General features: G+C 64.6%; 28 protein-coding genes. 7 read left to right on the top strand and 21 right to left on the bottom strand.

The window, feature by feature from the left end:
• Positions 1–76: 76 nt before the first annotated feature.
• The 4 genes from Q8R61_RS03935 to Q8R61_RS03920 are packed head-to-tail and all read right to left on the bottom strand — an operon-like array spanning position 77 to position 2,224.
• Positions 77–658 (bottom strand): YceI family protein, encoded by a 582-nt coding sequence (locus Q8R61_RS03935; protein WP_305534433.1) that lies wholly within the window; start codon positions 656–658, stop codon positions 77–79.
• 29 nt (positions 659–687) lie between these two features.
• A complete protein-coding gene (locus Q8R61_RS03930; protein WP_305534432.1) occupies positions 688–1,242 on the bottom strand; it encodes a YceI family protein in 555 nt (184 codons plus the stop codon).
• Entirely contained in the window at positions 1,239–1,787 is a 549-nt protein-coding gene (locus Q8R61_RS03925) for a cytochrome b (protein ID WP_305534431.1), read from the bottom strand. Before Q8R61_RS03925 ends, Q8R61_RS03930 begins: the two co-directional genes overlap by 4 nt.
• Positions 1,784–2,224 (bottom strand): MarR family winged helix-turn-helix transcriptional regulator, encoded by a 441-nt coding sequence (locus Q8R61_RS03920; RefSeq protein ID WP_305534429.1) that lies wholly within the window; start codon positions 2,222–2,224, stop codon positions 1,784–1,786. Before Q8R61_RS03920 ends, Q8R61_RS03925 begins: the two co-directional genes overlap by 4 nt.
• A 134-nt stretch (positions 2,225–2,358) precedes the next feature.
• Between Q8R61_RS03920 and Q8R61_RS03915 the strand changes: the two genes are divergently transcribed.
• Entirely contained in the window at positions 2,359–2,763 is a 405-nt protein-coding gene (locus tag Q8R61_RS03915) for a thiol-disulfide oxidoreductase DCC family protein (RefSeq protein WP_305534427.1), read from the top strand.
• Positions 2,764–2,804: 41 nt separating this feature from the next.
• Here Q8R61_RS03915 and Q8R61_RS03910 read toward each other — a convergent pair whose 3' ends face one another.
• The 14 genes from Q8R61_RS03910 to Q8R61_RS03845 all read right to left on the bottom strand — a co-directional run bounded on the left by Q8R61_RS03910 (position 2,805) and on the right by Q8R61_RS03845 (position 17,255).
• On the bottom strand, positions 2,805–6,332 hold the full coding sequence (locus Q8R61_RS03910; RefSeq protein ID WP_305534425.1) for an FAD-dependent oxidoreductase: 3,528 nt from the start codon (positions 6,330–6,332) through the stop codon (positions 2,805–2,807).
• A 76-nt stretch (positions 6,333–6,408) separates the two neighbouring features.
• The gene (locus Q8R61_RS03905) at positions 6,409–7,287 is read right to left on the bottom strand and encodes an ABC transporter ATP-binding protein (protein ID WP_305534423.1); all 879 of its coding nucleotides are present in this window, start codon (positions 7,285–7,287) and stop codon (positions 6,409–6,411) included.
• A complete protein-coding gene (locus Q8R61_RS03900; protein WP_305534421.1) occupies positions 7,284–8,231 on the bottom strand; it encodes an ABC transporter permease in 948 nt (315 codons plus the stop codon). The genes Q8R61_RS03905 and Q8R61_RS03900 overlap by 4 nt, the downstream gene beginning before the upstream one ends.
• Positions 8,232–8,234: 3 nt before the next feature.
• Positions 8,235–9,695: an ABC transporter substrate-binding protein gene (locus Q8R61_RS03895; RefSeq protein ID WP_305534419.1), complete on the bottom strand. Its 1,461-nt coding sequence runs from the start codon at positions 9,693–9,695 to the stop codon at positions 8,235–8,237.
• A 177-nt stretch (positions 9,696–9,872) separates the two neighbouring features.
• Complete coding sequence (gene fdxA, locus Q8R61_RS03890; protein ID WP_305534417.1) at positions 9,873–10,208, bottom strand: ferredoxin FdxA; 336 nt, start codon at positions 10,206–10,208, stop codon at positions 9,873–9,875.
• Positions 10,209–10,218: 10 nt separating this feature from the next.
• Positions 10,219–11,169, bottom strand: a complete 951-nt coding sequence (locus tag Q8R61_RS03885; RefSeq protein ID WP_305534414.1) for a HEAT repeat domain-containing protein — start codon at positions 11,167–11,169, stop codon at positions 10,219–10,221.
• Between the two features lie 9 nt (positions 11,170–11,178).
• The gene (locus Q8R61_RS03880; protein ID WP_305534412.1) at positions 11,179–11,412 is read right to left on the bottom strand and encodes a ferredoxin family protein; all 234 of its coding nucleotides are present in this window, start codon (positions 11,410–11,412) and stop codon (positions 11,179–11,181) included.
• Positions 11,413–11,423: 11 nt separating this feature from the next.
• Positions 11,424–13,154 (bottom strand): fumarate reductase/succinate dehydrogenase flavoprotein subunit, encoded by a 1,731-nt coding sequence (locus Q8R61_RS03875; RefSeq protein ID WP_305534410.1) that lies wholly within the window; start codon positions 13,152–13,154, stop codon positions 11,424–11,426.
• 9 nt (positions 13,155–13,163) lie between these two features.
• Entirely contained in the window at positions 13,164–13,925 is a 762-nt protein-coding gene (locus tag Q8R61_RS03870; protein ID WP_305534408.1) for a GntR family transcriptional regulator, read from the bottom strand.
• Positions 13,926–14,135: 210 nt separating this feature from the next.
• The gene (gene moaE / locus Q8R61_RS03865) at positions 14,136–14,591 is read right to left on the bottom strand and encodes a molybdopterin synthase catalytic subunit MoaE (protein ID WP_305534406.1); all 456 of its coding nucleotides are present in this window, start codon (positions 14,589–14,591) and stop codon (positions 14,136–14,138) included.
• Positions 14,592–14,595: 4 nt separating this feature from the next.
• Positions 14,596–14,847: a molybdopterin converting factor subunit 1 gene (gene moaD / locus Q8R61_RS03860; RefSeq protein WP_305534404.1), complete on the bottom strand. Its 252-nt coding sequence runs from the start codon at positions 14,845–14,847 to the stop codon at positions 14,596–14,598.
• Positions 14,844–16,037, bottom strand: coding sequence for a gephyrin-like molybdotransferase Glp (glp, locus tag Q8R61_RS03855; RefSeq protein ID WP_305534707.1), 1,194 nt, complete (start codon positions 16,035–16,037; stop codon positions 14,844–14,846). The genes moaD and glp overlap by 4 nt, the downstream gene beginning before the upstream one ends.
• On the bottom strand, positions 16,012–16,512 hold the full coding sequence (gene mobB, locus Q8R61_RS03850; RefSeq protein WP_305534402.1) for a molybdopterin-guanine dinucleotide biosynthesis protein B: 501 nt from the start codon (positions 16,510–16,512) through the stop codon (positions 16,012–16,014). The genes glp and mobB overlap by 26 nt, the downstream gene beginning before the upstream one ends.
• Complete coding sequence (locus Q8R61_RS03845) at positions 16,509–17,255, bottom strand: sulfite exporter TauE/SafE family protein (RefSeq protein WP_305534400.1); 747 nt, start codon at positions 17,253–17,255, stop codon at positions 16,509–16,511. Before Q8R61_RS03845 ends, mobB begins: the two co-directional genes overlap by 4 nt.
• 87 nt (positions 17,256–17,342) lie before the next feature.
• On the opposite strand from Q8R61_RS03845, the gene moaA reads away from it, so the two are divergent.
• A complete protein-coding gene (gene moaA, locus Q8R61_RS03840) occupies positions 17,343–18,323 on the top strand; it encodes a GTP 3',8-cyclase MoaA (protein WP_305534398.1) in 981 nt (326 codons plus the stop codon).
• On the opposite strand, the gene senA is transcribed toward moaA, so the two are convergent.
• The gene (senA, locus tag Q8R61_RS03835) at positions 18,320–19,477 is read right to left on the bottom strand and encodes a selenoneine synthase SenA (RefSeq protein WP_305534396.1); all 1,158 of its coding nucleotides are present in this window, start codon (positions 19,475–19,477) and stop codon (positions 18,320–18,322) included. The two genes, moaA and senA, sit on opposite strands and share 4 nt — an antisense overlap.
• A gap of 94 nt (positions 19,478–19,571) precedes the next feature.
• Here senA and selD point away from each other — a divergent pair, with 94 nt between their 5' ends.
• Both selD and egtD read left to right on the top strand, forming a co-directional pair.
• The gene (selD, locus tag Q8R61_RS03830) at positions 19,572–20,639 is read left to right on the top strand and encodes a selenide, water dikinase SelD (protein ID WP_305534394.1); all 1,068 of its coding nucleotides are present in this window, start codon (positions 19,572–19,574) and stop codon (positions 20,637–20,639) included.
• A complete protein-coding gene (egtD, locus tag Q8R61_RS03825; protein WP_305534392.1) occupies positions 20,640–21,581 on the top strand; it encodes an L-histidine N(alpha)-methyltransferase in 942 nt (313 codons plus the stop codon).
• A gap of 12 nt (positions 21,582–21,593) precedes the next feature.
• Here the strand turns inward: egtD and Q8R61_RS03820 are convergent, their stop codons facing one another.
• A complete protein-coding gene (locus Q8R61_RS03820; protein ID WP_305534390.1) occupies positions 21,594–22,058 on the bottom strand; it encodes a DoxX family protein in 465 nt (154 codons plus the stop codon).
• Between the two features lie 76 nt (positions 22,059–22,134).
• Between Q8R61_RS03820 and Q8R61_RS03815 the strand changes: the two genes are divergently transcribed.
• Genes Q8R61_RS03815 through Q8R61_RS03805 form a run of 3 tightly spaced genes read left to right on the top strand, consistent with a single transcriptional unit; the run spans position 22,135 to position 25,015 of the window.
• On the top strand, positions 22,135–23,601 hold the full coding sequence (locus tag Q8R61_RS03815) for a YdiU family protein (RefSeq protein ID WP_305534387.1): 1,467 nt from the start codon (positions 22,135–22,137) through the stop codon (positions 23,599–23,601).
• Positions 23,598–24,320, top strand: coding sequence for a hypothetical protein (locus Q8R61_RS03810; RefSeq protein WP_305534385.1), 723 nt, complete (start codon positions 23,598–23,600; stop codon positions 24,318–24,320). The genes Q8R61_RS03815 and Q8R61_RS03810 overlap by 4 nt, the downstream gene beginning before the upstream one ends.
• Positions 24,321–24,322: 2 nt before the next feature.
• A complete protein-coding gene (locus tag Q8R61_RS03805) occupies positions 24,323–25,015 on the top strand; it encodes a transcriptional regulator domain-containing protein (RefSeq protein WP_305534383.1) in 693 nt (230 codons plus the stop codon).
• Positions 25,016–25,069: 54 nt separating this feature from the next.
• Here the strand turns inward: Q8R61_RS03805 and Q8R61_RS03800 are convergent, their stop codons facing one another.
• Positions 25,070–25,969, bottom strand: coding sequence for a DMT family transporter (locus Q8R61_RS03800; RefSeq protein ID WP_305534705.1), 900 nt, complete (start codon positions 25,967–25,969; stop codon positions 25,070–25,072).
• Positions 25,970–26,207 lie beyond the last annotated feature (238 nt).

Genomic DNA, 26,207 nt, shown 5'->3' with positions numbered 1-26,207 from the left:
CAGGTCCGCAAAACACAAAAAAGGCCGAACATGCCGCGATCACGCGCGCACGTCCGGCCCCGCTTTCGGCGTCGGGTTATTGGGCGGTCGACTGTTCCCTGACCGCCTCGATCGCGATGGTCAGCGTGACGTCGTCACTGACGAAAGGCGCGTTTTTGCCCATGTTGAATTCCGAGCGCTTGATCTGGGTGGTCGCGTTGGCACCGCAGGCCTCTACCTTCTTCATCGGATGCGGCTGGCACTTGAAGTGGGTGATCTCGAGCGTCACCTGTTTGGTCACCCCCTTGATCGTCAGGTCGCCCACCATGTAGATCGGCTGGTCACCGCGAAACGCCATCTTGTCCGATTTGAACGTGATCGTCGGGTACTTTTCCGTGTCGAAAAAATCGGCGGCCCGCAGGTGTTCGTTGAACAGCGCATAGCCGGTGTTGACCGAGTTGGCGTCGATGGTCACGATGGCCGAGCCGACTTGCTCGGCGCGATCGAGCACCACGGTGCCGGTGGTCTTGTCGAATTTGTGGGTCTGGTTGGAGAAGCCCAGGTGGTTGTAGGTGAAATGCGGATAGGTGTGGCTGTTGTCGATGGTGTAGGTCACCGGCGCAGCGTGGGCGGTCACGGCCAGGGCGGCCAGGGCGGTGACAAGGGCGAGACGTTTCATATGTGACTCCTTTAGGAATGAACAGTGGGTTAGTTGCCGGTGGCGGCAATGCGGAATTTGACCTGGACTTCGTTGGCGACGGCACTGACGTCCGTCCACATGCCTTCGCCGATGCCGAAGTCGAGGCGCCTGAGCGCGAAGCCGCCGTCGAAGGTGGCGGCGTTTGCGCCGGGGGTGTAGCTGACCGGGATCGTCATGTCGCGGGTGGTGCCCTTAAGCGTCAGCGTGCCGCGCAATTCGAAACGGTTGTTGCCGAGCGCGCGCACTGCGCTGGAGACGAACACGGCCTTGGGGTACACGCTGCGGTTGAACCACAGCTTGCCGGCGGACTCCTCGTCGGCTTCGGCCGAGCCGGCGTCGATGCTGGCAAGGTCGATCTCGATTCGCGCGCGCGCGGCCTCAGGCTTGGCCGGGTCGAACGCCATCTCGGTGGCAAAGCGCTTGAAGTGCCCCTTCACCGGCACGCCCATCTGGCGGAATTCGAACTGGACCGCGCTCTGCTTCGGCAGCACCGTGCGGTATTCCACCGCGTGTGCCATCGGCGTAGCCAGTGCGGCCAGCACGATCATTGCGTTGAGTTTCATGTGCGCTCCTTTCTGCTCCAGCCCATGCGTTGCAGGAAGGGCTGGCGTTCGATGAAATGGTGTTTGAGTGCCGCGCCCACGTGCAGGATGACCAGCGCCAGCAAGCTAAAGTTCAGCGCCTTGTGCACCCCTGCAAGCAGGTCGCCCAGCTCGCGGTTCCTGTCGAGCAGGTCGGGCAGCGGCAGCACGCCGAACCATACGGTCTGGAAACCCTTGGCCGAACTCATCAGCCAGCCCGACAGTGGAATCGCGATCATCAGCACATACAGCAGGCCATGCGCGATGCGGCTGGCGCGGCGCTGCCAGACGACGATGCCGTCCGGCAGCGGCGGCGGCGTGTGCGTCGCCCGCCACGCCAGGCGGATCGCGATCAGCAGAAAGACCGTGACGCCGATCCATTTGTGATAGCTGTAGAGCTTGAGCTTGTCGGGCGACAGCGGCAGGTCGACCATGTAGAGGCCCAGCGGGAACGTGGTAAAAATCAGCAGTGCCATCAGCCAGTGCAGCAGGATCGCGGTCGTCGAATAGCGATTCGAAGCGCTCATGTCGTCTCCTTCCTGAACACCTGTTCCAGGCTACGCAACGCGGCCTGCCAGCGCGTGTGCTCGGCGGCGCTCGCGCCGGCAAAGCAGGCGTCGAGATGCGCCATGTGCGCAGGAAACACTTTGGCAAACAAGGCCTCGCCCGCCTTCGTCAGACGGACGATCTGGCAGCGGCGGTCGCTTTCATGCGCGGTGCGTTTAACCCAGCCGCGATCGGCCAGACGGTCGACCACGCCGGTCAGCGTGCCCTTGGTGATCAACGTCTTTTCGCCCAGTTCGGTCGATGTCATGCCCGGCGTGTTGCCGAGCGTGGCAATCACGTCGAACTGCGGCGGCGTCAGGCCCAGCGCACGGATGTCCGCAGCAGAATAGGCCTCGAAGGCCTGATAGCACTTCACCAGGGCTTGCATGGTCGGCAGGAAGTCGGCTGACTGGCTCATCACGCGCTCACTTGGTTCTAACACGAACCAAATATAGTTCGTGTTAGAACCATTGTCAAGCGCGTTGCGAATGAACCCAATCCCAACCTGCCGACTCGAACAGACATCCTCGACAGTCAGGCGCCCCTCCCCTCATGAATTCAGAGACCCCATCCCTGCTCACCGTGTATTACGACGGCGGCTGCCCGGTATGCACGCGCGAGATCGGCTTCTACCAGCGCCGGCGCGGCGCCGGGCGCATCCGCTGGGTCAATCTGGCGCACTGCACTGATGAGGATCTGGGAACGGATTTGAGCCGCGCGGCAGCCACGGCCCGCCTGCACGCACGCAGGTCGGATGGCCTGCTGGTGTCGGGGGCGCGTGCGTTCGCCGCGCTGTGGCAGACGCTTCCGGCGTTTCGCCTCGCGGGCCGCGTGGCTGCGCTGCCGGGGATCGTGCACGGACTAGAAGGGGGCTACCGCGGGTTTCTGAAGGTGCGCCGTCTATGGCGACGGAACGCGGACGCCTGTCCGCTGCCAGACAACACCCGGTTCAAATAAGGCAGCCCTCCGGGGATGGGCGGCCCCGGAGGCTTCAGCATTCATGTTGCTTCGCCTTCCCCCACAGGCGCACCGGCCGCTTCACAGCATCCCGCGCACGCCGGATCGGTGTCCGACACCATGGCCTCCCGCTTTCCATCCATCAGATACCCCAGCCAGGCATTGGATATTTTCTCCTGAACGCTGTTTTGTCCCTGGCGCGCCTGCAGGTTCGCGAAGTCGAGTTCGAACAGGGGTTGATGCTGGTTGAAGCAGGAAAAGACAAATTTGGACGGCTCGCCGGTCGTGCTGTCCACGTGCCGGCACAGGCACTGCGCGCACACTTCCTTCATCATGCATTGCATCGGACTGTTCACCGCCGCGATCGCATTGAAGCCGGGTTTCAAAGAAGGTTTCAGCTCGGCACGCAGGCGCCTGCGGAAGGTCTCCATCGATTCCGGATGATCCGACAGAATGAACTGGTCGGTCTGACGCACCCAGTCGGTAAAGGGCGCGTCCATCTCGGCGCAGGACTGCAGAAACTCGTCCAGTCCATGCACGAAGCAGGCGTCCTGCTGCCGCCGCAGGGTCAGCGCCGGGCCTTCGTCCAGCACCCAGATCGCCTGGTCCGTGAGGATCTCGATGACGCGCTGCACGGCCCGCGCCCGCTCGGTGTTGCGGAAGTGCCCGATGAACACGATGCGGTTGCCGGCCGCGCGCCACACCGCCGCGCCGTCCACGGTGCTGGTCACGGCGGAGTGCCCGCCCGCCACCGTCACGGTCGCGTTTTCCGGCACCGGCAGGCCAGTCCCGGTCGGACCCATCAGGATCACGCGCGTGCCGGGCTTGAGCGACGCGGCGATCCGGCTCGACACACCGACGCTGTTGATCAGCAGCTGCACCTCGCCGCGCGCCTTGTCCACATGCACGCCATCGATGGCCATGCCCTCCATTGCCAGCATCTGCCCCGCCACGTGTTCCGCGTGCTGTTCGAAATTCTGCAGCCGGTACACCTGCCCCGGCAGCCAGTGCTTCGTCGCCTGCGGCGCGCGCACGGTCAGGCTGGTGAGATGCGGCGCCAGGCGCTCGACCGCGACCACTTCGGGACACAGTGCCGCATCGAGTGACGCCGCGAAGACATCGAATGTGCGTTGATCGGTTGCGGACGCCGCTTGCGAATCGCGCCCCAGCAGCAGCGCGGTGATATCGCGCGCCGCATGCTTGCTCGACGCCATCGCCTTCACCACGCTGCCGTGGTACCAGGGGTGGTTGTCGCCAACGAAGGACACCTTGAGCTCGCCCGCACTATACGAAGTAAAGAAGCCCGGCTGCTCCCCCTTGCAATGCCCCGTCGTGGGCACCCGCACCATGCTCCCGGCGGCGTCGATGCGATAGGCGGCGAAATACTTGCCATCCATTTCGAAGGTGCCCGGATGCTCGCGCTCGTACACGGTGTTGGGGATGCTGCCGGCGGCCACCAGCACTGCGCGCGCCGGCAGCGTGACCGTCTCGCCGCTGTCGGTGTGCACGCAGCGCAGCTGCTGCACGTGGTCGTGTTCGTCGAGCACGGCCTCGCTCGGCTCCAGCCGTTCAGCGTAGAAGATGCCCTCCTCCAGTGCCTTGATGATTTCTTCGTGGTTGCGCAGGTAGGCCGGAGAGTCGGCCATGGAGCGGCGGTAGACGACGGTGACGCCGCCCCAGGCGCGGATCAGCGGCGTGAAATCGGGCAATTCGCCGACGGCCAGCGCGCGTTCGCGCTCGGCACGCACCGCCCGGCCGTGCGCCAGGAATTCATCCAGCACGCCCCGCTCGTAGGCGTCGAACAGACCAGCACGGGCTTCGCCGACTGCTTCCCAGCGCGCCAGCACCTTCTCCACCTGGCGGACGTAATAGGCTTGCACTTCGGTAGCGGTGTCGATCGAGGTGAGGCCGCCGCCGATCACCACTGCCGGCAGGCGCACCTGCAGGTTGGCGAGGCTATCGCGCTTGGCCGCGCCGGTAAGCTGCAGCGCCATCAGGAAATCGCTCGCCTGGCGCATGCCGCGTGCCATGTTGTTGCGCACCGGCAGTACCGTGGGGCGACCGGCGCCGGTCGCAAGCGTTACGTGATCGAAGCCGAGCGCAGGCACGTCTTCCAGCATGATCGTGCCGCCGAGGCGGATGCCGCCGTAGACGCGGAAGGCGGGCTGGCGCTCGAGCACCAGCCGGATCAGCGTCAGGAAATTCTTGTCCCAGCGCACCGTGATGCCGTATTCCGCAACGCCGCCGAAGCCAGAATTGATGCGCGAGTCGAGCGGTTGGTACAGGTCGGTGACGTGTTCCACCGGACGCGTCGGCCGTCCATTGGCTTCAAACAGTTCGGGGGGCAGCGGTTCGATCTTGAGGCCGTCGACGATGACCACGCCGAAGCCTTCCTGCAAAAGATGGTGCGCGAGATTGAAGCCGGCCGGCCCGGCACCGACGCACAGCGTATTGCGGCCGTTGTATGGCAGGCGGTACGGCCGCGCGCGGTTGAGCGGATTCCATTGCGTCAGCGTGAAATAGAGCTCGAAGCCCCAGCGCCAGTCCAGCACGTCGGTGAGGATGCGCGTCTCGATTTCGGGAATGTTCACCGCATCCTGCTTCTGGTAGATGCAGCTTTTCATGCAGTCGTTGCAGATGCGGTGCCCGGTGGCGGGCAGCAGCGGATTGTCCAGCATGATCATCGCCAGCGCGCCCAGGGAGTAGCCGTCGCGCTTCAGCACATGGGCTTCCGAAATGCGCTCTTCCAGCGGGCAGCCGGTCAGTGGAACCTCCAGCGGATTGCTGCGAAAGCCTTCACCCTCCTTCGCAGGAAATCCACGCGAACAAAAGTCGCCCGAATGGTCATGGCAGTACACGCAGTAATCCACCTGATCCATCGCGTGGCGCAGGCCCGGACGGGTGTCGGTGAGATCGAAGCCGTCGCGTCGGCGTGCGTCGGCGGCCCCCTGCACGCGGCCCGTATTGTCAGCCGGGACCGCCACGATCGGCACCAGCTTGAAGTAATCGGTGGTCTGCGGCAGGGCGAGGCTGACCCAGCCTGACGTGGCCGCCCGGCCGGCGTCGCTGTGGCAGGCGGCATGCAGCCATTCCTCCAGCAGCGCCAGCTGCTCAGCGTTGCCGGCCTGCGAAGTCTCGGCCCAGAAGCGGGCGACGCACCACTCGCGGTCGGCCTGCGGCTGCGCCGGGATCAGGGCGTCGAGTTCGGCAAAATCCCGTGTCGGCGCGCTGCGTTTTTTGCGGATGCGGCGCTTGACGAATTCGCGCTTGAAGGCATGCACGACCGCGTCGCGTTCCTGTTCGGCGCGCAGGCTGTCACGCGAAGGGCCGACACCGAACGCCGCCACCAGGAAATCCTCCAGTTCGCGCGCCACGGCAATCAGCAGGCTCGATTCCTCGGGGCCGGCCAGCGCCCCGCCCTTGCGGTAGTCGCGGTAGCGCGCTGCGAGTGCGTCGTCGCGTCCTGCAAGCCAGGCGTCGAAGCGTGCATCCAGAAGCGGGAGCTGCGCCGCCTGGTAGATATCCGCGTAATCGAATCCCTCAAGATCCAGTTTCAGGGTCGACGTCATGGCGCATCCTTTCCACATTGCAGTACATGTCATAACAAGATGGGGAGAACAACAGGCCGGCATGCCGGCCCGATGTTCAGACCAGTTCCGCGACGCCCTTCGGTCCGACCTCGATGTCGAAGCCCGCCAGCCCGCTGTCCTTCAGCTCGCCGCCCATCGCCTTGAGACTTTCCTCGGTGATCAGCTCCCGCAACTGCTGCTTGATCTGCAGATACTCCGGGCTCAGCGCCATGTCAGGCGTACGCGGCCGCGGCAGCGGAATCGGGATCTCGGCCTTGATCATCCCTGGGCGTGCGGTCATCACATAAACCCGATCCGACAGGAAAATGCTCTCGTCGATGTCGTGCGTGATGAACAGCACCGAGATGCGGAAGCGCTGCCACATGTTGGTGAGAATCTGCTGCATCACCACCCGGGTCTGTGCGTCGAGCGCGCCGAAGGGCTCGTCCATCAGCAGCACCTGCGGACTGGTGGCCAGCGCGCGGACGATGCCGACGCGCTGCTTCATGCCACCGGAGAGCTGGTCCGGATAGTGGTTCTCGAACGCGAGCAGGCCGGCCAGGCCGAGCAGCGTGCGCGCCGCCTCCTCGCGGTGATTGGCGTCCAGCCCCTTCTGCTTGAGACCGAACTCGACGTTCTTGCGCACGGTGAGCCAGGGGAACAGCGAGTACTGCTGGAACACCATGCCGCGGTCGGCACTCGGCTTGTCGGTCGGCTTGCCGTCCATGCTCACCGTGCCCTCGCTCGGCTGGACGAAGCCGGCCACCACGTTGAGCAGGGTCGACTTGCCGCAGCCCGAGGGGCCGATGATGGAGACGAATTCGCCTGGCTTCACTTCCATCGAGACATCGCTCACCGCCTCCACCGCGGCCGCCTTGCTGCCGAAGCGGACACGCAGATGATCGATCAGGATATGGCCGGTGGCACTGGGGGTGTCGTCGGTTGGGCTCATCATTTCTGTCCTCCATGTTGGGAACCCGCCATCCAGGGCATCAGCATGTTGCCCAGGATGCGGATGGCGCCGCTGCACAGCAGGCCGAGCACGCCGATTACGATCATGCCAATGGCGATGTCGGCGTATTCGATCAGCGAATAGGCTTCCCAGGTGAAATAGCCGATGCCGAACTGGCCCGAGATCATCTCGGCGGCGATCAGCGACACCCAGGCCACGCCCATGCCGATGGCGAGTCCGGTGAAGATGTGCGGCAGGGAAGCCGGCAGGACGACCTGGCGCAGCAGGCCGAATTCGGACGTGCCCAGGCAGCGCGCCGCACGCAACAGTACCGGGTCGACACTGTTCACGCCGTGAATGGTGTTGAGCAGGATCGGAAAGAACGAACCCAGAAAGGTGATGAACACGATGCTGGTTTCGTTGGTGGGCCACAGCATGATGGCCATCGGCACCCAGGCGATCGCCGGGATCGGCCGCAGGGTCTCGAACAGCGGGAACAGCAGGCCGCGTGCGAGACGGTACTGGCCGATCAGCAGCCCCAGCGCCACGCCCAGCACGGTGGCGATGCCGAAGCCGATCAGAATCCGCCGCAGACTGACGTACATGTTGTTGTAGAACTTGTCGCTTTGCGCCAGATAGGCCGCGTTCTCCCATACCTCGCCAGGGCTCGGGATATTGTTGAAGCGGATGTAGAAATCCAGCTTGTACTTGGTGGCGAAGTACCAGAAGGCGATGAACATTCCCAGCGACAGCGTCGTCATCAGCAATTTTGGAAGTGCGCTCCGCAACCAGGCTGCGACGCGCCGGGCCGGCACCTCGGCCGCCTGCGCTGGCGCGAGGATGGCCTTCGGCAGGACGCCGGGCTTGGGTGCAAGTGCCAGGTTCGGCCCTTCCGCTGCGTCAGCGGCTGGATCGGTCACGATGTTCAGGCTGGTTGCGGGTCGCATGATTTACCCCCCGACTTTCGCGACAGCCAACACTTCCGTGTAGGTGGCAAGCCGGCCGCCGCCCTTGGCTGCCCAGGCTTCGGCATCTTTCTTCAGCAGGAAGGGCACGATCTCGATCTTTTTCGGATCCTTGGCGTTGAGCGCGTAGAACGCCTTGTCCGCGAACAGCTTGATCCCCGTGGTCTTGTCGAACACGAAGGCCACGCCGATCTTCTTGCCTTCGGACAACGCCTTCTTCACCCCGGCGAGCGTGCAGGAAGTGGAGCTGTAGGCCGTGATGGCGCCGCCTTCGACCCAGACTTCGCCGCCTTCACGCGGGTTCCTGATTGGTTTCTTGCACAGCGGGTCGGTGCCGCTGATCTCATAGCCGGCAAAGCTCGCCTTCTGCTTGTCGTAGTCGAGACCCTTTTCCTTGAACGCCTGCCGGATGAAGATCTCGTTGCCCCAGATCCCGGCGTTGAAGTCCTTCACCCGGCCCATGCGCTGCAGCACGCCATGGCCGATCTTGACGGTCTCGATCCACTTCGGCTTGATGGTCGGGTCGAGCGTATGCACGCCGCTGGGGCCGAGGAACATGTAGGCGACTTCCTTCTCGATCTTGGTCCACTCCTCGATCTTGGTCGCGGCCATGGCCGGGTTCTTGCGCACCCAGTCATTCGCGTCGAGCAGCGACTTCAGGTAGGCCACCACGAACTCGGGATACTTGTCGGCGAAGTCCTTGCGCACCACGATGCCATGGAAGGTCGGCACCTTGGTCTCGACGCCGTCGAAGATCTTGCGCGCAAAACCGCGGTAGGGCAGCAGTTCGGCGAAGGGCACAAAGTCGGCATGGCCGTCGAGCTTGCGCTCCTGCAGGTTAGTGGTCCCCACTTCCGGGCTCTGGCTGGCGAGGTCCCAGAAATCCTCCTTCCAGCCGCGGTCCTCCATCGCCTTCAGCAGCATGCCGTGTGCAGCCGAGCCGAACGGCACCGACACCTTCTTGCCCTTGAGATCAGCCAGTTCGTAGTACGGCGAGTCCTTGTGCACAACCATGCCGTTGCCGGCGCCATCCTTGTTGTAGGCAATCAGTGCGATCAGCTCGCTCTTGGTTTCGGTGCCGGCCTGGAAGGTCGCGCCATTCACCAGCAGCGGGTAGTCGCCCATCATGCCGATCTGCAGCTTGTTCGCCACCATGCCGTTGGTCACCGGCGGACCCGAGGTGAAGTTCTGCCAGTCGAGCTTGAAATCGATGTCCTTGTACTTCGGCGTCTTTTTCAGTTCGGCCAGGTACTTGTCCAGCAGGCCGAGCTTGTCGATGACGATGCCGGCGGTCACGGTATTGGTCGTCGTGTTCTGCGTGCCGATGCCGACGGTCACGGTGTCCGCGTACGCGGCTGGCGCGAGCAGCACGCCGACCAAGGCCAGCGCGGCAGTTATCTTTCGGGGGGGTGTCGTTCGGGTGGGGAAACTGCGCGTTCTGTTCATGTCGTGCCTGCCTTCCTGTTGAATTGATTGAGAGCTCACTGCAACTTGTTATCCAACGCTATTCAGCAATCTCTATGCCATCCGAAAACCACGTTATTTAAACTCTTGCATCGGTCTGCCTGCCGAACCCCGGCCACGGCAGTGCATGCCAGCCGTCGTGCGCACCAGACGCGTGCGTCAGGCGGCTTGCATCTTCTCCAGATACTGAAACTTGTCCTGCGTATCGACCCACGCATCCGCATCGGGAAGCGGCTCCGGTTTGTCCTTGATCAGCGGCCACACCTGCGTCAGTTCGGCGTTCAGCGCGACGTAGCGCGCGTACGCCTCCGGCAACTTGGCCTCGTCAAAAATCGCACCGGCCGGACACTCGTCGACGCACAGCGAACAGTCGATACACTCCTCCGGGTCGATCACCATGAAATTCGGACCCTCGTGGAATGCATCCACCGGGCACACCGGGACACAGTCGCCGTATTTGCACTTGATGCAGGGTTCCGCAACAACGTAGGTCATGTCGTGCTCCTCATTTCGTGAGTTGGGCCAGGGCCAGGCGCGCGAGCTTGCGCACGTCCGGATCGCTGTCGTCGAGCGCCTTTTCCAGCGCGGGAATGGCGGCCTTGTCGCCGACTTCGCCGAGGGCGACGGCCGCTTCCTTGCGCAGGTTGCTGATCTCGTGGCCGAGCGCGTCGATCAGCACCGGCAGGGCCGGCTTCGCCTTCAGGCGCCCCAGGCTGCGCGCGGCCTTGATCCGCACCTGCCAGTAGGGATCGGCCATCGCGGCAATCAGATCGTCGATGGCCTCGGCGGCGAGCAATTTGCCAAGCGTGGCGGCCGCCTCCTCGCGCACCTGCCACGAGGTATCCACCAGTGCCTGCGTCATCGCCGGAACCACCGCAGCGGATTCAGTGGCAAAGCCGAGCGCCCCAACCGCGATGCGGCGGGCTTCCACGTCCGGATCGCTGCCGGCAATGCGCGCGATCTCCGGCAACGCAGCCGGATTTTTCAGATAGCCCAGCACGCCGAGCGCGGCACAGCGGACATCGGCCGCGTCCGAGGCCAGCGCAGCCAGTGCCGGCGCGAAGGCTTCCGGTCGGCGCAGTTCACGCAGGGCACGAAACAGGGACGCAAGCATGTAGGGCGACGATGACGCGGGCAGCGCGGACAACAGTTCGTCCCCCATCGCGGCGTCCTTCAGCTCGGAAAGCGAAATCGCAGCGGCTTCGCGCACCTCGGCGCTGTCGTCACCCAGCACGCCGATCAGCCCCTCGACCACCTTGGGCGTCTCGTAGCCTTCGAGCAGGCGCGCCGCCTCGGCGCGCACCTGGGCGTCGGTATCCTTCAGCGCATCGAGCAGGTACTGGTCGATGGAGTCCTCATCGCTGTCCAGAAGATCCATGACTGCAATGCGTCGGACCTCGGGGTCGGTGCTCGCCAGGCGGCTTTTCAGATCAGCGGGGTAGGTTGCAGGCATCATGCGGGGCTCCTAGCGCAGCAGGTAGGGGATGTCGACGCGGATGGCCTGGGTCGGGCAATCCTTCTCGCACGGCAGGCAGTACCAGCACTCGTCGAATTTCATGAACGCCTTCTTCTTCAACAGATCGATGGCGAGCAGATCCAGCGGGCAGGATTCGACGCAGACCGTGCAGCCCTTGTCGGCGATGCAGGCGTCCTCGTCCACGGTCACGGGCACGGATACCCGGTTCAGGGTCATGGGCATGAAAATTCTCCTTAGGCGGCTTCGGCCTGCTTGACGACACGCAGGCGGTTGTAGGCATCCTTCTCCTCATCGTCGAGTTCGACGATGTAGGGTTCGATGGGGCGCTTGAAGCAGGTCATTTCACCCGCCTCGTTTTTCTTCAGCTGGGCGTGGCAGAACCAGTCGGCGTCGTCCTTTTCTGGATGCTCGACACGGTAGTGATAGAGGCCCCAGCGCGACTCGGTGCGGTAGAGGGAAGCGTGGGCAGCCATCTCCGCGCAGTCGAGGATGAAATGCACTTCCATCGCCCGCATCAGTTCGTGCGGATTCGCTGCCGACATGGAATCCAGGTCGGCACGAATTTCCGCGAAGCGGTCGAGGCCGATTTCCATCTTCTTCGTCACCTTGGGCGGCTGCAGATAGTCGTTGACGAAGCGGCGCAACTTGTACTCGACCTGGGCCGGCGGCAGGCCGTCGACCACCGACAGCGGCGCCAGCACGCGCTTGCGCTCGGCCTCGACCTGCACGTCATCGACCGCCGGCAGTTCATGCGACATGGCGTACTCGGCCGCGCTCTGCCCTGCGAACTGGCCGTAGACGAAGGCGCCCAGCATGTAGTTGTGCGGCACGCAGGCAAGGTCTCCGGCGGCGTAGAGGCCCGGCACGGTGGTCGCCGCATGCTCATCCACCCACACACCGGAAGCCGAGTGGCCGCTGCACAGGCCGATTTCGGAGATGTGCATTTCCACCATGCCCTGGCGGTAGTCGAGATGCCGCCCTTCGTGGAAACGGCCCCGGCTCGGACGCTCGTTGCTGTGCAGGATGTGCTCGATGGTGCCGATCGTCTCCTCGGCCAGATGGTCCATCTTGAGGAAAACCGGGCCGTTGCCGCCTTCGAGTTCCTTGTAGAACTCCATCATCATCTGGCCGCTCCAGTAGTCGCACTCGATGAAGCGCTCGCCCTTGGAGTTTGCGGTGTAGCCGCCGAAGGGACCGGTGACGTAGGCGCACGACGGGCCGTTGTAGTCCTTGATCAGCGGGTTGATCTGGTAGCACTCGATGCCCGAGAGCTCTGCGCCGGCGTGATAGGCCAGCGCATAGCCGTCGCCGGCGTTGGTCGGATTCTCGTAGGTGCCAAACAGATAGCCGGAGGACGGCAGGCCGAGCCGGCCGGCCGCACCGGTGCAGAGGATCACCGACTTGGCACGGATCACGCCGAACGTGCCTTCGCGGGTGTCGAGCACCATCGCGCCGGCGATCGCGCCGTTTGCATCCAGCAGCAGGCGCGTGGCCATGTAGCGGTTGGTGATCTCGACGCGCGCCTTCTTCAGCTGGCGATACAGCACCTTCTTCATGTGATGGCCTTCCGGCATCGGCAGCACGTAGGTGCCGATGTGGTGCACCTTCTTCACTGCGTAGTCGCCGGTCTCGTCCTTCTCGAACTTCACCCCCCAGCGGTCGAGCTGGTTGATCATGTTGAAGCTTTCCTGCGCGTAGGCCATCACCGTCTTCTGGTTGACGATGCCGTCATTGGCGACGGTGATTTCCTTGACGTACTGCTCGGGCGTAGCGTGCCCTGGAATCACCGCGTTGTTGAGGCCGTCCATGCCCATCGAGATCGCGCCGCTGCGCTTCACGTTGGCTTTTTCCAGCAGCATCACCTTCAACGCCGGATTTTTTTCCTTGGCCTTGACGGCCGCCATCGGACCCGCGGTCCCGCCGCCAATCACCAGCACATCCACTTCCGCAAACATGTCGCTCATGAAAATCTCCTAGACGTGGGAACGCTCGATGCGCATCCGGTACTGGAAGGCATCGCCGCGGTAATAGAGGTATTCGAAATCGATCGGACGACCGTCTGCGGTGAGGGTGAGGCGCTCGATCCGCAGGACCGGCGCGCCCTCCTCCACTTTCAACTGGCGCGCCAGATAATCGTCCGCCAGCATGGATTCGATCTGCAGCTCGGCCGCGCCGAGCGCAATGCCGTAGTCGTTTTCGAGGATGAGGAAGATGTCGCGATGCGCCAGGTCTTCCTTCGCCAGGCGCTCGCCGATCGATTTGGGCACATAGGTCACGTCGAGCGAGATCGGCGCGCGATTGAGGTAGCGCACCCGGCGCAATTCGACGATTTCCTCGCTGTCCGCCGCGTTCAGCCTGGCACCGACCGTCGCACCGGCGGGCATCGATTTGATGCTCACCACGCGCGAGAAGGTCTCATAGCCCATGCTCGACATCGCCTCGCCGAAGCCCTGCAGTTCGGCGATGTTCTGAAACGCCTTCGGCTTGGACACGTAGGTGCCCTTGCCGTGGATCTTGAAAATCAGGCCTTCCTTCTGCAGGTCGCCCAGGGCCTGCCGCACCGTGATTCGGGAGACGCCGAAGGTGCTCATCAACTCGCTTTCCGACGGCATCTGTTCGTGCGCCTGGTAGCTGCCGTCGAGAATCCGGTCGCGCAGGATCTCCTTGATTTGCGTGTAGAGCGGCACCGGCGACACGTGCAGCAGTTGCGAGGGGGTTTTCCGTGGCTTCACCATTTCGCGTCAGACTCCAGAACTTGTTATGACGAGTAATGACGTAGCAACGCGCGTGCCAACTTCCGGGCAACGCGTGTGCGTGCCCGCTCAGGCCTGATGAATAAAGGGATTGCGGGGAATCGACGCGTTGACACGATGCCCGCGCACAGGCATCGGAAGCGGCACTGACTTAGTGCGCCGGACGGTTGTCGTGTACTGGCGTGGTGCCGATCAGTCGCGCGACCAGCGTGCCGCCGCTGCGTCGTCGCTCGCGCGCGCTTCGACCCAGCGCGTGCCCTCGGGCGTTTCTTCCTTCTTCCAGAACGGCGCCTGGGTCTTGAGGAAATCCTTGATGAATTCGCAGGCGGCGAAGGCTTCGCCGCGGTGCGGGCTTGCTACCGCCACCAGCACGATGGGGTCGCCCGGCAGCAGGCGGCCGATGCGGTGGATCACGGTGATATCGAGCAGTGCCCAGCGTGCGTTGGCGTCGTCGACCAGCCGGGCAAGCGCCTTCTCGGTCATGCCCGGATAGTGCTCCAGCGTCATCGCCGCGACCCCGCTGCCGGCGTTCATGTCGCGCGCAAGGCCGACGAAGCTGGCGATGGCGCCGATGTCGGTGCGGCCGGCACGCATCGCGTCGACTTCGGCGCCAAGGTCGAAGGGCTCGCTTTGCACGACGATCTTCATCAGGCTAGCCTCCAGTCACCGGCGGGAAGATCGCAACTTCGGCACCGTCCGGCAGCGCCGCGTCGAGCGCAACGATGTCCTGGTTGACCGCGACCCGGAACGCCCGCCCCGCCGCCAGTTCTTCCGCCCACGCGCCGCCGCGCACCTGCAGCGCCGCCACCAGATCGGCGGCGGTGACGCCGGCGAAATCGAGGCTTTCCTCGGCCATGCCGAAGCGTTCGCGCAGGCGGGCAAAGTAAATAATGCGCAGGGTCATGACAGCAATTCCGAGAAGGGAATGAAACGTACCCAATCTCCTGGCTGAATGGTCTGGCCGATTTCGAGATCGACCAGGCCGTCGGCCCAGGCACACGAGGTCAGCACCCCCGAGCTCTGGTTGGGGAACAGCGCCAGCCTGCCGTTGGCCTGCAACTGCGCACGCAGGAATTCGCGCCGCGCGCCCGGCTTGCGCCAGGTGAAATCCGCCTGCGCGGCGAACGCGCGGTACAGCACATTGGCCGCGCCCATGCGCTTCAGCAGGAAGGGCCGCACGAACAGGCAGAAGGTGACGAAGGCCGATACCGGGTTGCCGGGCAACCCGATGAAGTCGGCCTTCTTCACGCGCCCGTAGACGAGCGGCTTGCCGGGTTTCATCGCGACTTTCCACATCTCGACGCGGCCGAGTTTCTCGACAGCCGCCTTCACATAATCCGCCTCGCCCACCGACACCCCGCCGCTGGTCACGATGACATCGGCCAGGCTGGCGGCACGCAGCAGCGCGGACTCGGTGGCTTCGAGCGTATCCGGCACGATGCCGAGATCGATCAGTTCGCAGCCGAGGTCGTTCACTAGTCCGGTCAGCGTATAGCGGTTGGAGTTGTAGATCTGGCCGGGCAGCAGGGGCGCGCCCGGCGTCACCAGTTCGTCGCCGGTGAAGAAGCAGGCGACCTTGAGTTTTCTGAACACCGGCAATTCGGCCAGCCCGACCGAGGCCGCCAGTCCCATCTCCGCTGCGCCGATGCGGGTGCCGGCAGCGAGGATCTGCGCGCCGGCCTGGATGTCTTCTCCGGCGCGGCGGATGTTCTCGCCGGGGTGCGGCTGCGCGTGGATGACGACCTCGTCGCCTTCGAGACCGCAGTATTCCTGCATCAAGACCGCATCCGCGCCCGCCGGCACCGCTGCGCCGGTAAAGATGCGCGCGGCGGTGCCGGCTTGCAGCGGCGCACCGACCGCACCGGCCTGGATGCGCTGTGACACCGGCAGGCGCACGCCGGCGACCGCCACGTCGGCCACCCGCACGGCGTAGCCATCCATCGCGCTGTTGTCGAGCGGCGGCACGGTAATGGCAGACGTCTGCGGTGCGGCGAGCACGCGTCCGAGCGCATCGGTGACCGACACGGTTTCGCTTGCCGTCGCGCCGCGGGCGCGTTCGAGCAGGGCATCAAGCAGTTGGGTGGCTGTGAGCATGGTCAACAATAAAGTCCGTGAGTTGGGAAAGCGCATTGAGGTCGATGCGGGGAATCGGCTGCGGCGGATCAACGTCAGACGCCGCTGCCAGAATAGACGGGTCATCCGGGAACAGCCAGGGTTTGCCGGTCTCGGCGCGGTGCACTTCGAGCTTGGGGATGGCGCAGCGCTTGTAGCCTTCGACCAGCACCAGGTCGCACGGCGGCAGCTGGTCCAGCAGTGCGCTCAATTCAGGCGGCGTGTTGCGGTGTTCGGTCAGCAGCGCCGTGCGATGGTCGGACGCCAGCAGCACCGCCGCCCCCCCTGCCTCGCGCGCGCGCCAGCTGTCCTTGCCGGGGCGATCGATGTCGAAGTCGTGGTGGGTGTGCTTGATCACCGCCACCCTGAGCCCACGCGCGATCAGCAGCGGCAGCACGCGTTCGATCAGCGTGGTCTTGCCGCTGCCGCTGTAGCCTGCGATGCCGAAGTCTTTCATAGAAAGGCGAGCTTGCTGCCGGCAATCGCCAGCACCAGCGCAAGCGCTTTGCGGATCCAGGCCGGTGGGATGCGGCGGCTGCCGATTTCCGCGCCGAGCCAACCGCCTGCCGCCACCGCAAGCGCCCACAGCGGCAGCGCTTCGGTTTGCGGCAGCGCGCCCTGCCCCAGAAAACCGGCCAGACCCGCGATCGAATTGAGCAGGATGAAGGCCGCCGCGACCCCCGAGGTCACGCGCGTGCTGGCCCAGCCCAGCAGCAGCACCAGCGGGCTGAGGAAAATGCCGCCGCCGACGCCGGTCAGCCCCGACAGAAAACCCATCGCGCCGCCGGACAGCGCGATACCCAACAGCGGCGCGCGTTTGACCTGGCTGTCATGCACCGCCATCGCGGGCGACAGCATGCGCCAGGCGGCAAACAGCAGCACCACGCCAACCACCGGCTTGAACCAGGCGTCCGGCAGGCTGAGACCGCCGCCCCAGAAGGCCATCGGCAGTGAAAACAGCGCGAACCAGCCAAGCAGCCGCACATCGAAGCAGCCCGCCCGCACATATTTCCAGGTGCCGATGCCGGCGACGACGACATTGAGCATCAGCGCGACCGGCTTCATTTCGGCGGGCGCAAAGCCGGCCAGCGCCATGATCGCGAGATAAGCCGACGCGCCCCCATGGCCGACGGTGGCGTACAGCAGCGCGCCTGCAAAAAACGCAGGAATCAGCCATAGCGCAAGTTCAAATCCTGTCATGAATCCGGACCCATTGATTTGTGTTATCCCGACTTGTGTTATATTTTTTCATATATAACCCCACCCTGGCAATCCACCACGCCCATCATGTCAGCCACGCTTCAGGATCAGTTCGGACGCCGCATCGATTACGTGCGCCTGTCGGTCACCGACCGCTGCGACCTGCGCTGCAGCTACTGCATGCCGGAAGGCTTCCAGGGTTTCGAGGAGCCCGAGCACTGGCTCGACTTCGACGAGATCGAACGCCTGGTCGGCGCGTTTGCCCGGCTCGGGGTCAGCCGCATCCGCCTGACCGGCGGCGAGCCGCTGTTGCGACGCGACATTTCGGGTCTGGCCAGGCGCATCGCTGCCCTGCCCGGCGTCGAGGACCTGTCGCTGTCGACCAATGCCACCCAGCTCGACAAGCACGCCGAGGCCTTGAAGGCCGCCGGTGTGACACGGCTCAACGTCAGCCTCGATTCGCTGCAGCAGGCGCGGGTGGAAAAGATCAACGGCCGCGACGTGCTGGCCAAGGTGATGGCCGGCCTCGCCGCCGCACAGGAAGCGGGCTTTTCGCCGATCAAGCTCAACATGGTCGCGCTCGCCGGCAGCAACGACGACGAGATCGACGAGATGGTCGCGTTCTGCATGCAGCGCGGCTTCGTGCTGCGGCTGATCGAATCGATGCCGATGGGAAGCACCGGGCAGAACGCCGAATACCTCGACCTGCAGCCGGTGAAGGAACGCCTGCGCCGGCAGTTCAATCTGATGGAAACCACGCTGCCCGGCGCCGGCCCCGCGCGCTATCTCGGCAGCGCCGACGGCCGTTTCAACGTCGGTTTCATCACGCCGATCTCGCAACACTTCTGCGAGACCTGCAACCGCGTGCGTGTCGCGGTCGACGGCACCGCATACATGTGCCTGGGGCAGGACGAGAAATTCGAGTTCCGCCCGCTGCTGCGCGGCGGCTGCAGCGACGCCGAGCTGGAAGCGGCGATCGTCCACGCCATCAACCTCAAGCCCGAGCGCCACGAGTTCCGTGAAGCGCCGCACAAGATCCTGCGCTTCATGTCGATGACCGGCGGCTAAGCCGGACTCACCGTCCGGAAACCCGCGAACGGATCGCGCCGCTCGGGCAGGTAGAAATTGCGGAAGCCGGCGCGTTTGAGCGAAAGGTCGGTCACCGGCCCGCCGCCGCGCAATTCGCCGTGGGTATGGAACCAGGGCTCGGAATAATCGTGATACGGATCGGGCGCAAAGCCCGGATACGGCGCGAACGGGTCGCGCAGCCACTCCCACGCCCTGCCCCACTGAAAATCCGGATGCGCCGTCGCGCGCAGCCACTGCGCGGCGGTCGGCAACTGTCGGCCCTGCCACGCGGCGAAGGCTTCGGCCTCGAAGCGGTTCACATGCAGCATCGGCGTCTCGGCATTCAACGGCAGCCAGCGGTCGAAGCGCCGCACCTGCCAGCTATCGTCTGTTTGCCGCCAGTACACCGGATGATGGGCGTCGGTGCGCTGGCGCCAGTTCCAGCCCTCCGCCGACCACATTGACTTATTCTGATAGCCACCCGCCTCGACGAATCCGGCGAAGGCCGTCTCCGACACCGGGCTCGCGTCGATATCAAACGCGGCGACCGGCACCGTGTGACGCCATTTTTCATTGTCGAAAATGAAGCCCACGTCGGCTCCGCTGCCCAGCGCCACCTCGCCTTTGGCAAACCCCAGCCGCGGCGCCGACTGCACGCCGCCGATTTCCGGCCAGACGGGGGGCGCATAGCCCAGATCCTGAAACGCCATCCACCAGGCTTCGATGTGCATCAGCTCGTGATAAACACACAGCTCGGCGAAGTAGGCGATGTCCCCGTCGAATTCGTTGCGCAGGCGGGCAGCCACGGCATCGGCCACCCGGCGCGCGTAGTCGTCGACTGCGGCAGGGTCCAGCAAGGGCAGATCCCAGCGCGTGTCGTGCGGCACGGCCGAAGAGTCGTACAAGGCATCGGCGCCCGCCAGCAGGCTGGGCGCGCGCGCGCCGTCGGCACGTTCGCGCAGGCACCAGCGTTCCTGGAACCAGACGAGATGCCCAACCTCCCACAACGGCGGGTTCAGATGGCCGGCGCGCGGCCCCAGCCAGCCGTCGGCAGGCAGGCACCCGATCAGCGCGCGCAGGCGGCTGCGCACCGCTGCAAGGCGGTCGATGAGGGATGCAGGAGAAAGGCCGCTGACAGGTCGATTGATATTCATGTGTTATATAAAGCACTGTAGCCCAAGTAACCAGCGCGCGTTAACCCGCATTTTTCACGCTGCAGGCGCCCACTCCAATAGACGAATCCGGACCATGAACGATCCCCAACTCGACGCACCCATCCGCCTGACCCAGTTCTCCCACGGCGGCGGCTGTGGCTGCAAGATCGCCCCCTCGGTGCTGCGCGACATCCTGTCCGACACGCCCTTCGCCTCGCATGTTTCCGCCGCGTTTCCCGATCTGCTAGTCGGCATCGAGCACGGCGACGACGCCGCGGTGTACAAGCTCAACGAGACGCAGGCGATCGTCGCGACCACCGATTTCTTCATGCCCATCGTCGATGACCCGTTCGAATTCGGCCGCATCGCCGCGACCAACGCGCTGTCCGACGTCTACGCCATGGGCGGGCAGCCGCTGTTCGCGCTGGCCATCGTCGGCATGCCGATCGGCAAGCTGCCCAACAGCGTCATCCGGCAGATCCTCGCCGGCGGCGAATCGGTCTGCAAGGCCGCCGGCATACCCATCGCCGGCGGCCATTCGATCGACGCGCCGGAACCGATCTACGGCCTCGTCGGCATCGGCGTGGTCGATCCGCGCCGCGTCAAGCAGAACAGCGGCGGCGAGGCCGGCGACCACCTCATCCTCGGCAAGCCGCTGGGCGTGGGCATCTACAGCGCGGCGCTGAAAAAAGGCCTGCTGAGCCCGGACCAGTATGCGGCGATGATCGCCGCCACCACCCAGCTCAATACGCCCGGCGCCGATCTGGCCGCGATCGACGGCGTGCATGCGATGACCGACATCACCGGCTTCGGCCTGCTCGGCCATCTGCTCGAAATCACCCGTGCCTCGAACGTGGCCGCGCAGGTCGATCTCGCCCACCTGCCCCTGCTGCCGGGCGTGGCGGCCCTGGCGCAGGCGGGCCACATCACCGGCGCCAGCGAGCGCAACTGGGCGAGCTACGGGAGCGAAGCCCGTCTGCCCGGCATCGCCGACTGGCAACGTGCACTGCTGACCGACCCGCAAACCAGCGGCGGCCTGCTGGTGAGCTGCACGTCCGAATCGCGGGACGCGGTGCTGGACGCCTTCCACCGCCACGGCTTTGCGCAGGCGACGGAAATCGGCCGGCTGCAGGCCGGCAATGACGTGACGATCGTGGCCTGAGTGGGGTTCGCGTACACCGACCTTTCCGTCGATCGCGACGATCTGCGCGACGACGTGCTGACGGGGCTGGCAGCCAGCCCCAAATCCATTCCGCCCAAGTATTTCTACGATGAGGCAGGCTGCCGCCTGTTCGAGGCGATCTGTGCGCAGCCCGAATACGTGCTGTGCCGCACCGAACAATCCTTGATGGCCGCCCACCTGCCCGACATCGCCGCCGCCCTCGGCCCGGTGGACTGCATCATCGAGCCGGGCGCAGGCGACTGCGTGAAGGTGCGCCGCCTGCTCGACACGCTGCACCCGGCAAATCTCGTCGTGATGGACATTGCAGGCGCGCCGCTGGCGGCGGCGGCGGAACCGCTCTCCCGCGACTACCCGGCGCTTGCCGTCACCGCGTTGGGCATGGACTTCATCCACGACCTCGAAGCCGCCACCCCTTATCTGCCAGCCGGCCGTCGGCTCGTCTACTACCCCGGCTCCAGCATCGGCAATTTTGCGCCCGACGAAGCCAGCGCGCTGCTCGCGCGCTTTCGCCAACTGGCCAGTGCACAAGGCCAGCTGCTGATCGGCTTCGACCTCAAGAAGGATCCGCAGCGGCTGCATGCGGCCTACAACGATGCAGCCGGTGTCACCGCCGCTTTCAATCTCAATCTGCTGGCACGGCTGAACCGCGAACTGGGCGCCGATTTCGACCTGACCCGCTTCCGGCATTACGCGTTCTACAACCCGGTCGCCGGCCGTATCGAAATGCATCTGGTGAGCCTCGCCGAACAGGACATCCACATCGCGGGACAACGCGTTCACTTCGCGCTGGGCGAAACGCTGCACACCGAGCATTCCTACAAGTTCCGCGGCGACGAATTCAGCGCGCTGGCGCAAATCGCCGGCTGGACGCTCAAAGCCGCGTGGGAACACGACGGCTTCGCGGTCCAGCTCTACGGCTAAACGCCGGCTTGTTCAAACACGCCCGAAGCGGGTGCGAATCCAGTGGTCGATCGACAGACGGCCCGGCCCCGACAACACCAGCGGCAGCAGCATCAGCGCATAGATCAGCGGCAATTTGTAGCCGTTGTCGCAGACGTTGTAGCCATTGGCGCCATGCACCGACGCCCAGGCGACGATGTCCAGAATCAAGAGCGACACCGCCCAGAAACGCGTGCCCAGACCGATCACCAGCGCCGCAGCACTGATCAGCTCGGTCCAGGTCGCCAGAAACCAGCTGAGCTCGACCGGCACGATGCTGAACGGAAACGGGAAGTCGCCCTGGATGTCGGCGAACCAGTTTTCGCCGCGCAGCTTTTCCAGGCCGGCGATGCCGAATTCATATGCCAGCAGCAGGCGGATGCCGAGCAGGCCGATCCAGGCGCCGCCCAGGTCCAGGGTGTGAAGTCCGCGTGCAATGCAAGGGGATAGACGATTCATGGCGGGTTCCGTTGTTGAGGGGTAACCCTGAAGTCGGGCGGGTCGTTGAAACCTTACAAGGCCTTAAAATCGGCCCATGGCCACACTTGAATCGCTCGTCTTCGACAACGGCTTCGCGCGCCTGCCCGAAGCCTATTACTCGCGCGTCTGCCCGACCCCCGTTCCCGATCCTTATCTGGTCTGCTACAGCCCGGAAGCGCTGGCCTTGCTCGACCTCGACGAGGGCGAAATGACGCGCCCGGAACTGATCGAGACGCTGGCCGGCAACCAGCTGCTGCCAGGTATGGACGCGATCGCCGCGCTCTATGCCGGCCACCAGTTCGGTCATTACGTGCCCCAGCTCGGCGACGGCCGCGCGATCCTGCTGGGCGAAGTGAAGAATGCCGCGGGCCAAGGCTGGGAAGTCCAGTTGAAGGGGGCCGGACGCACCCCCTACTCGCGCGGCGGCGACGGCCGTGCGGTGCTGCGCTCGAGCATCCGCGAGTTTTTGTGCTCGGAAGCGATGCACGCGCTCGGCATCCCCACCACGCGCGCCTTGTGCATCGTCGGCAGCGACCGCCCGGTCTACCGTGAAGATGAAGAGACCGCCGCGCTGGTGACGCGCCTGGCGCCGAGTTTCGTGCGCTTCGGCTCATTTGAAGTTTTTTACTACCGCAACCAGATCGAGCCGATCAAGCAGCTGGCCGACTACGTCATTGCGCGCTACTACCCGGACCTGAAAACCCTCGCCGACCCCTACCCGGAATTCCTGCGCCAGGTTGCGCTACGCACCGCTGAGCTGATGGCGCACTGGCAGGCGGTCGGTTTCTCGCACGGCGTGATGAACACCGACAACATGTCGATCCTCGGCCTCACGCTCGACTACGGCCCGTTCGGCTTCCTCGACGCCTTGGATCCCGGCTACGTCTGCAACCATTCCGACACCGGCGGCCGCTACGCCTTCGATCAGCAGCCCGACGTGGCGGCGTGGAACCTCACCAAGCTGGCGCAGACGCTGGTGCCGCTGATGTCGGTGGAAACCGCGTCGCAGGCGATTGGCGAATATCCGCAGGTGTTCGGCAAATCGTATCTCGAGCGCATGGCCGCCAAGTTCGGCCTGCCTCCCGGCAGCGAGGCGTCCGGCCTCATCATGGATGCACTGCAGCTGATGGCGCAGAACCACGTCGACTACACGATCTTCCTGCGCCGGCTGTGCGACTTCGACAGCCGCGAAGGCGCGCTCAACGCGCCGCTGCGCGACCTCGTCCTCGACCGCGCGGCCTTCGACGCCTGGGCCGCGCGCTACGCCGCCGCACTGCGCCAGCAGGGTTCCAATGACGCCGAACGCGCTGCGGCGATGCGCGCGGTCAATCCCAAGTACATCCTACGCAACCATCTGGCCGAAATCGCGATCCGCCGCGCCGCGGACGAGCGCGACTACGGCGAGGTGAACCGCCTGCACGCGCTGCTGATGCATCCATTCGACGAACAGCCGGAATTTGAATCCTACGCGGCCGAACCGCCTGACTGGGCGAGGAAGATTGAGGTAAGCTGCTCTTCGTGAATCGCGCCTCCGCCCTGCTCGCCTGCCTGTTGACCGCTGCGCTGCTCGCTGCCTGCAGCGGCCAACCGATAGCGCGCAAGGACGGCAGCAGCAGCGTACGCAGCTTCAGCATGAAGGAGCTGGCCAAGGGCGATGTCGACACGGTGATCGAAATCCACCAGCAGGAAGTCATCGCAATCCTGAAGACGCTCACCCTCAAGCTCTATCGCCGCAATCCCAACGAGTGGCGCAAATCCGGCTTTGCCAGCGCCAACGAAGCCGCCGCCGCCGTATTCAAGCCGCTCGACCACTGGCATCTGGCGCCACAGAAAAACCTGCCCTGGGAAACCGTGCTGCTCGAGCCCTGGCGTGCCGACTTCGCCGGCGACCGGGTGAAGGCCCTGATGAGCGGCCTCCTGGTTATGCACATGGCGGCCTTCGACCACAAATCCGAGTTCTATCTGCTGACCGAAGTGGACGCGCAGAAGCTGTACAACGCCGCGCGCAACACCGAGGCCGTGGTATGGAAACTCTCCAGCGCTAAAAATCCGCAGGGTGATCCCGTGCTGCTCTCCAACGGCATCGACGGCAACAGCGTCGCCAACCTCAGCTTCGAGCGCGAATTCGGCAAGCTGATCGGCATCCAGGACACGCTGGCAAAGATCATCGAGGACAAGAGCAACCGCGCGATCCGCTTCGGCGTCGTCAACGTCGCCAGCATGGTGTTCCTGCCGATCTGACCATGATGGCCGATCCCTACGCCCACTGCGCCACCCTTTCGCGCGACCAGTGGGCCTGGGAATTCCTGCGCCGCAACCCCGACTACCGGCGCGACTACCAGGCCTTCATCGTGATCTGGCGTGCGCTCGAGGCTGACTACGGCGCCCCGCCGAATCGCGATTTTTCAAAGTGGAAGCAGGATCCGCGCGCCTACGGCCCGCTGCCCGGCGACGCCGAACTCGCCGCGCCCGGCGGCGAACTGTGCACGGTCGACGACGACCGCGTGTTGCTCGAATGCTGGATGGGCGCCAAATGGGGCTTCCACAAATTCCCGCTCGACCCCGACCACATCGCGCCCGGCCCCGACGAACTGTCCTGGCGTCCGCCCCCGCATGCTGATGCTCCTAGAGATGCACCCTATCGCTTCGATATCGCGTTCGACCTGTCGCTGCCGCTGCCGCCGCAACTCGAAGCCGCGAAATTCCGCCTCGTCAGCCGCGCCGCCGAACTGCGCCAGCAGGGACTCGCCGCGCCGAAGACCGTGGCGAACCAGCGCACCCTCTGGACGCAGTTGCTGGGCCTGCTGGATGCCGAGGCCGCAGGTGAAGAGGTGGCCGAAACAGATGCCCCCCTTCTGGACGAGGCAAAGGCCATGGCGCGGGATGGCTATCTGGGGATCCTGAGGCTGGCGGACTCCAGCCCGGGCTCCGATTGAAATCAAGACACCTGCCCATTGGCCTGCCTGCAACAGCATCACCACCGTGCAAGCTCAGCCCCGCAACGAAGTGGTGTCGGCTTGGGTCGCTTGTTGGACATCTGGCGCCCTTTGTTTCTCCAGAATGACCAGCGCAATGCCACCGAGTATGGCTACGGACGCCAATACCAGGCGCAGAGTAAGAAGCTCGCCCAGAAGGACGACGCCCCCCAAGGCGGCAATGACCGGAACGCTGAGTTGAACGGTCGCGGCATGGGCCGATTTCAACGCGGGTAATGCCGTGTACCAAATGGCGTAGCCGATTCCGGAAGCCAGCGCGCCCGATGCAAGCGCGTACCAGAATCCGGCGCTGTCCAGAGCGGCGTCTTGATGCAGCAACAGGCTCAATGCTGCCGCGATGGGAACCGCGCGCAGGAAATTCCCCGCCGTCACCCGGGTGGGATCACCCCCGCCCTTCCCGCGCAAGGAATAAACCCCCCAAGCGATCCCTGCGCCCAGCATCAACAGGGAAGCGGCAAGAGGCGGCGCAGAAAGGCCCGGCAGCAACAGGGCAACCAGTCCTCCGAGGGCCAGCACAAGCCCGACGAACTGCATTTTTCGCAAGCGTTCACCTGCCCAGATCCCATGGCCAATCATCGTTGCCTGGACCGCGCCAAAAAGCAGCAGTGCACCGGTTGCCGCGGGCAGGCTCACGTACGCAAAAGAAAAGCACGCCGCATAGGCAAACAGTGCAAAGGCCGATGACCAGTTGCCGCTGCCGGATCGTCCACCACGACTCATTCGCACGATCAGCCACAGCATGACCGCGCCGGAGACCAGCCGGATGGTCGTGAAGCTCGCTGCGTCGATGCCGGTGTCCTTCAGCGCGACACGGCACAGCAGCGAATTGCCCGCGAATGCAATCATGGCGAGCGATGTCAGGACAACGATACGGGTAAATGACACTTCATTCATGAAGCGTGTGATGAAGATGAGTATGTCGGCAAGCTGATCCGGCGCGTGGATGCCGATGCGTTCGAGGTCCTGTGCCAAGGCTGGACCGACATTCGGCATGTCTCCAACTGACGTACATGATCACGTTCGACTTTGTCAGGCTTCATCGCGACTGGACTCCGGGGGCGGCGTCCTGGATTATGCCTGCGTTCTTTGCCACAACGACCCGGGGCGAACCGCTCGGGGTCGACCCCACTTG

It is taken from the genome of Thiobacillus sp. (assembly GCF_030696885.1).
In the GTDB taxonomy this organism is placed as follows: Bacteria; Pseudomonadota; Gammaproteobacteria; order Burkholderiales; family Thiobacillaceae; genus Thiobacillus.
The sequence above is the reverse complement of the archived record's forward strand: the minus strand, read 5'-3'. Positions and strand labels throughout refer to the sequence as shown.

Coding starts and splice junctions, on each gene's coding strand:
- moaA (WP_305534398.1), top strand. CDS start 17,343: ATGTCAGCCACGCTTCAGGATCAGTTCGGACGCCGCATCGATTACGTG.
- Q8R61_RS03935 (WP_305534433.1), bottom strand. CDS start 658: ATGAAACGTCTCGCCCTTGTCACCGCCCTGGCCGCCCTGGCCGTGACC.
- Q8R61_RS03815 (WP_305534387.1), top strand. CDS start 22,135: ATGGCCACACTTGAATCGCTCGTCTTCGACAACGGCTTCGCGCGCCTG.
- fdxA (WP_305534417.1), bottom strand. CDS start 10,208: ATGACCTACGTTGTTGCGGAACCCTGCATCAAGTGCAAATACGGCGAC.
- Q8R61_RS03805 (WP_305534383.1), top strand. CDS start 24,323: ATGATGGCCGATCCCTACGCCCACTGCGCCACCCTTTCGCGCGACCAG.
- mobB (WP_305534402.1), bottom strand. CDS start 16,512: ATGAAAGACTTCGGCATCGCAGGCTACAGCGGCAGCGGCAAGACCACG.
- selD (WP_305534394.1), top strand. CDS start 19,572: ATGAACGATCCCCAACTCGACGCACCCATCCGCCTGACCCAGTTCTCC.
- Q8R61_RS03800 (WP_305534705.1), bottom strand. CDS start 25,969: ATGAATGAAGTGTCATTTACCCGTATCGTTGTCCTGACATCGCTCGCC.
- Q8R61_RS03900 (WP_305534421.1), bottom strand. CDS start 8,231: ATGCGACCCGCAACCAGCCTGAACATCGTGACCGATCCAGCCGCTGAC.
- moaD (WP_305534404.1), bottom strand. CDS start 14,847: ATGACCCTGCGCATTATTTACTTTGCCCGCCTGCGCGAACGCTTCGGC.
- Q8R61_RS03910 (WP_305534425.1), bottom strand. CDS start 6,332: ATGACGTCGACCCTGAAACTGGATCTTGAGGGATTCGATTACGCGGAT.
- glp (WP_305534707.1), bottom strand. CDS start 16,037: ATGCTCACAGCCACCCAACTGCTTGATGCCCTGCTCGAACGCGCCCGC.
- Q8R61_RS03915 (WP_305534427.1), top strand. CDS start 2,359: ATGAATTCAGAGACCCCATCCCTGCTCACCGTGTATTACGACGGCGGC.
- Q8R61_RS03880 (WP_305534412.1), bottom strand. CDS start 11,412: ATGCCCATGACCCTGAACCGGGTATCCGTGCCCGTGACCGTGGACGAG.
- Q8R61_RS03895 (WP_305534419.1), bottom strand. CDS start 9,695: ATGAACAGAACGCGCAGTTTCCCCACCCGAACGACACCCCCCCGAAAG.
- Q8R61_RS03820 (WP_305534390.1), bottom strand. CDS start 22,058: ATGAATCGTCTATCCCCTTGCATTGCACGCGGACTTCACACCCTGGAC.
- Q8R61_RS03930 (WP_305534432.1), bottom strand. CDS start 1,242: ATGAAACTCAACGCAATGATCGTGCTGGCCGCACTGGCTACGCCGATG.
- Q8R61_RS03925 (WP_305534431.1), bottom strand. CDS start 1,787: ATGAGCGCTTCGAATCGCTATTCGACGACCGCGATCCTGCTGCACTGG.
- Q8R61_RS03905 (WP_305534423.1), bottom strand. CDS start 7,287: ATGATGAGCCCAACCGACGACACCCCCAGTGCCACCGGCCATATCCTG.
- Q8R61_RS03875 (WP_305534410.1), bottom strand. CDS start 13,154: ATGAGCGACATGTTTGCGGAAGTGGATGTGCTGGTGATTGGCGGCGGG.
- Q8R61_RS03920 (WP_305534429.1), bottom strand. CDS start 2,224: ATGAGCCAGTCAGCCGACTTCCTGCCGACCATGCAAGCCCTGGTGAAG.
- senA (WP_305534396.1), bottom strand. CDS start 19,477: ATGAATATCAATCGACCTGTCAGCGGCCTTTCTCCTGCATCCCTCATC.
- Q8R61_RS03885 (WP_305534414.1), bottom strand. CDS start 11,169: ATGATGCCTGCAACCTACCCCGCTGATCTGAAAAGCCGCCTGGCGAGC.
- moaE (WP_305534406.1), bottom strand. CDS start 14,591: ATGAAGATCGTCGTGCAAAGCGAGCCCTTCGACCTTGGCGCCGAAGTC.
- Q8R61_RS03870 (WP_305534408.1), bottom strand. CDS start 13,925: ATGGTGAAGCCACGGAAAACCCCCTCGCAACTGCTGCACGTGTCGCCG.
- Q8R61_RS03845 (WP_305534400.1), bottom strand. CDS start 17,255: ATGACAGGATTTGAACTTGCGCTATGGCTGATTCCTGCGTTTTTTGCA.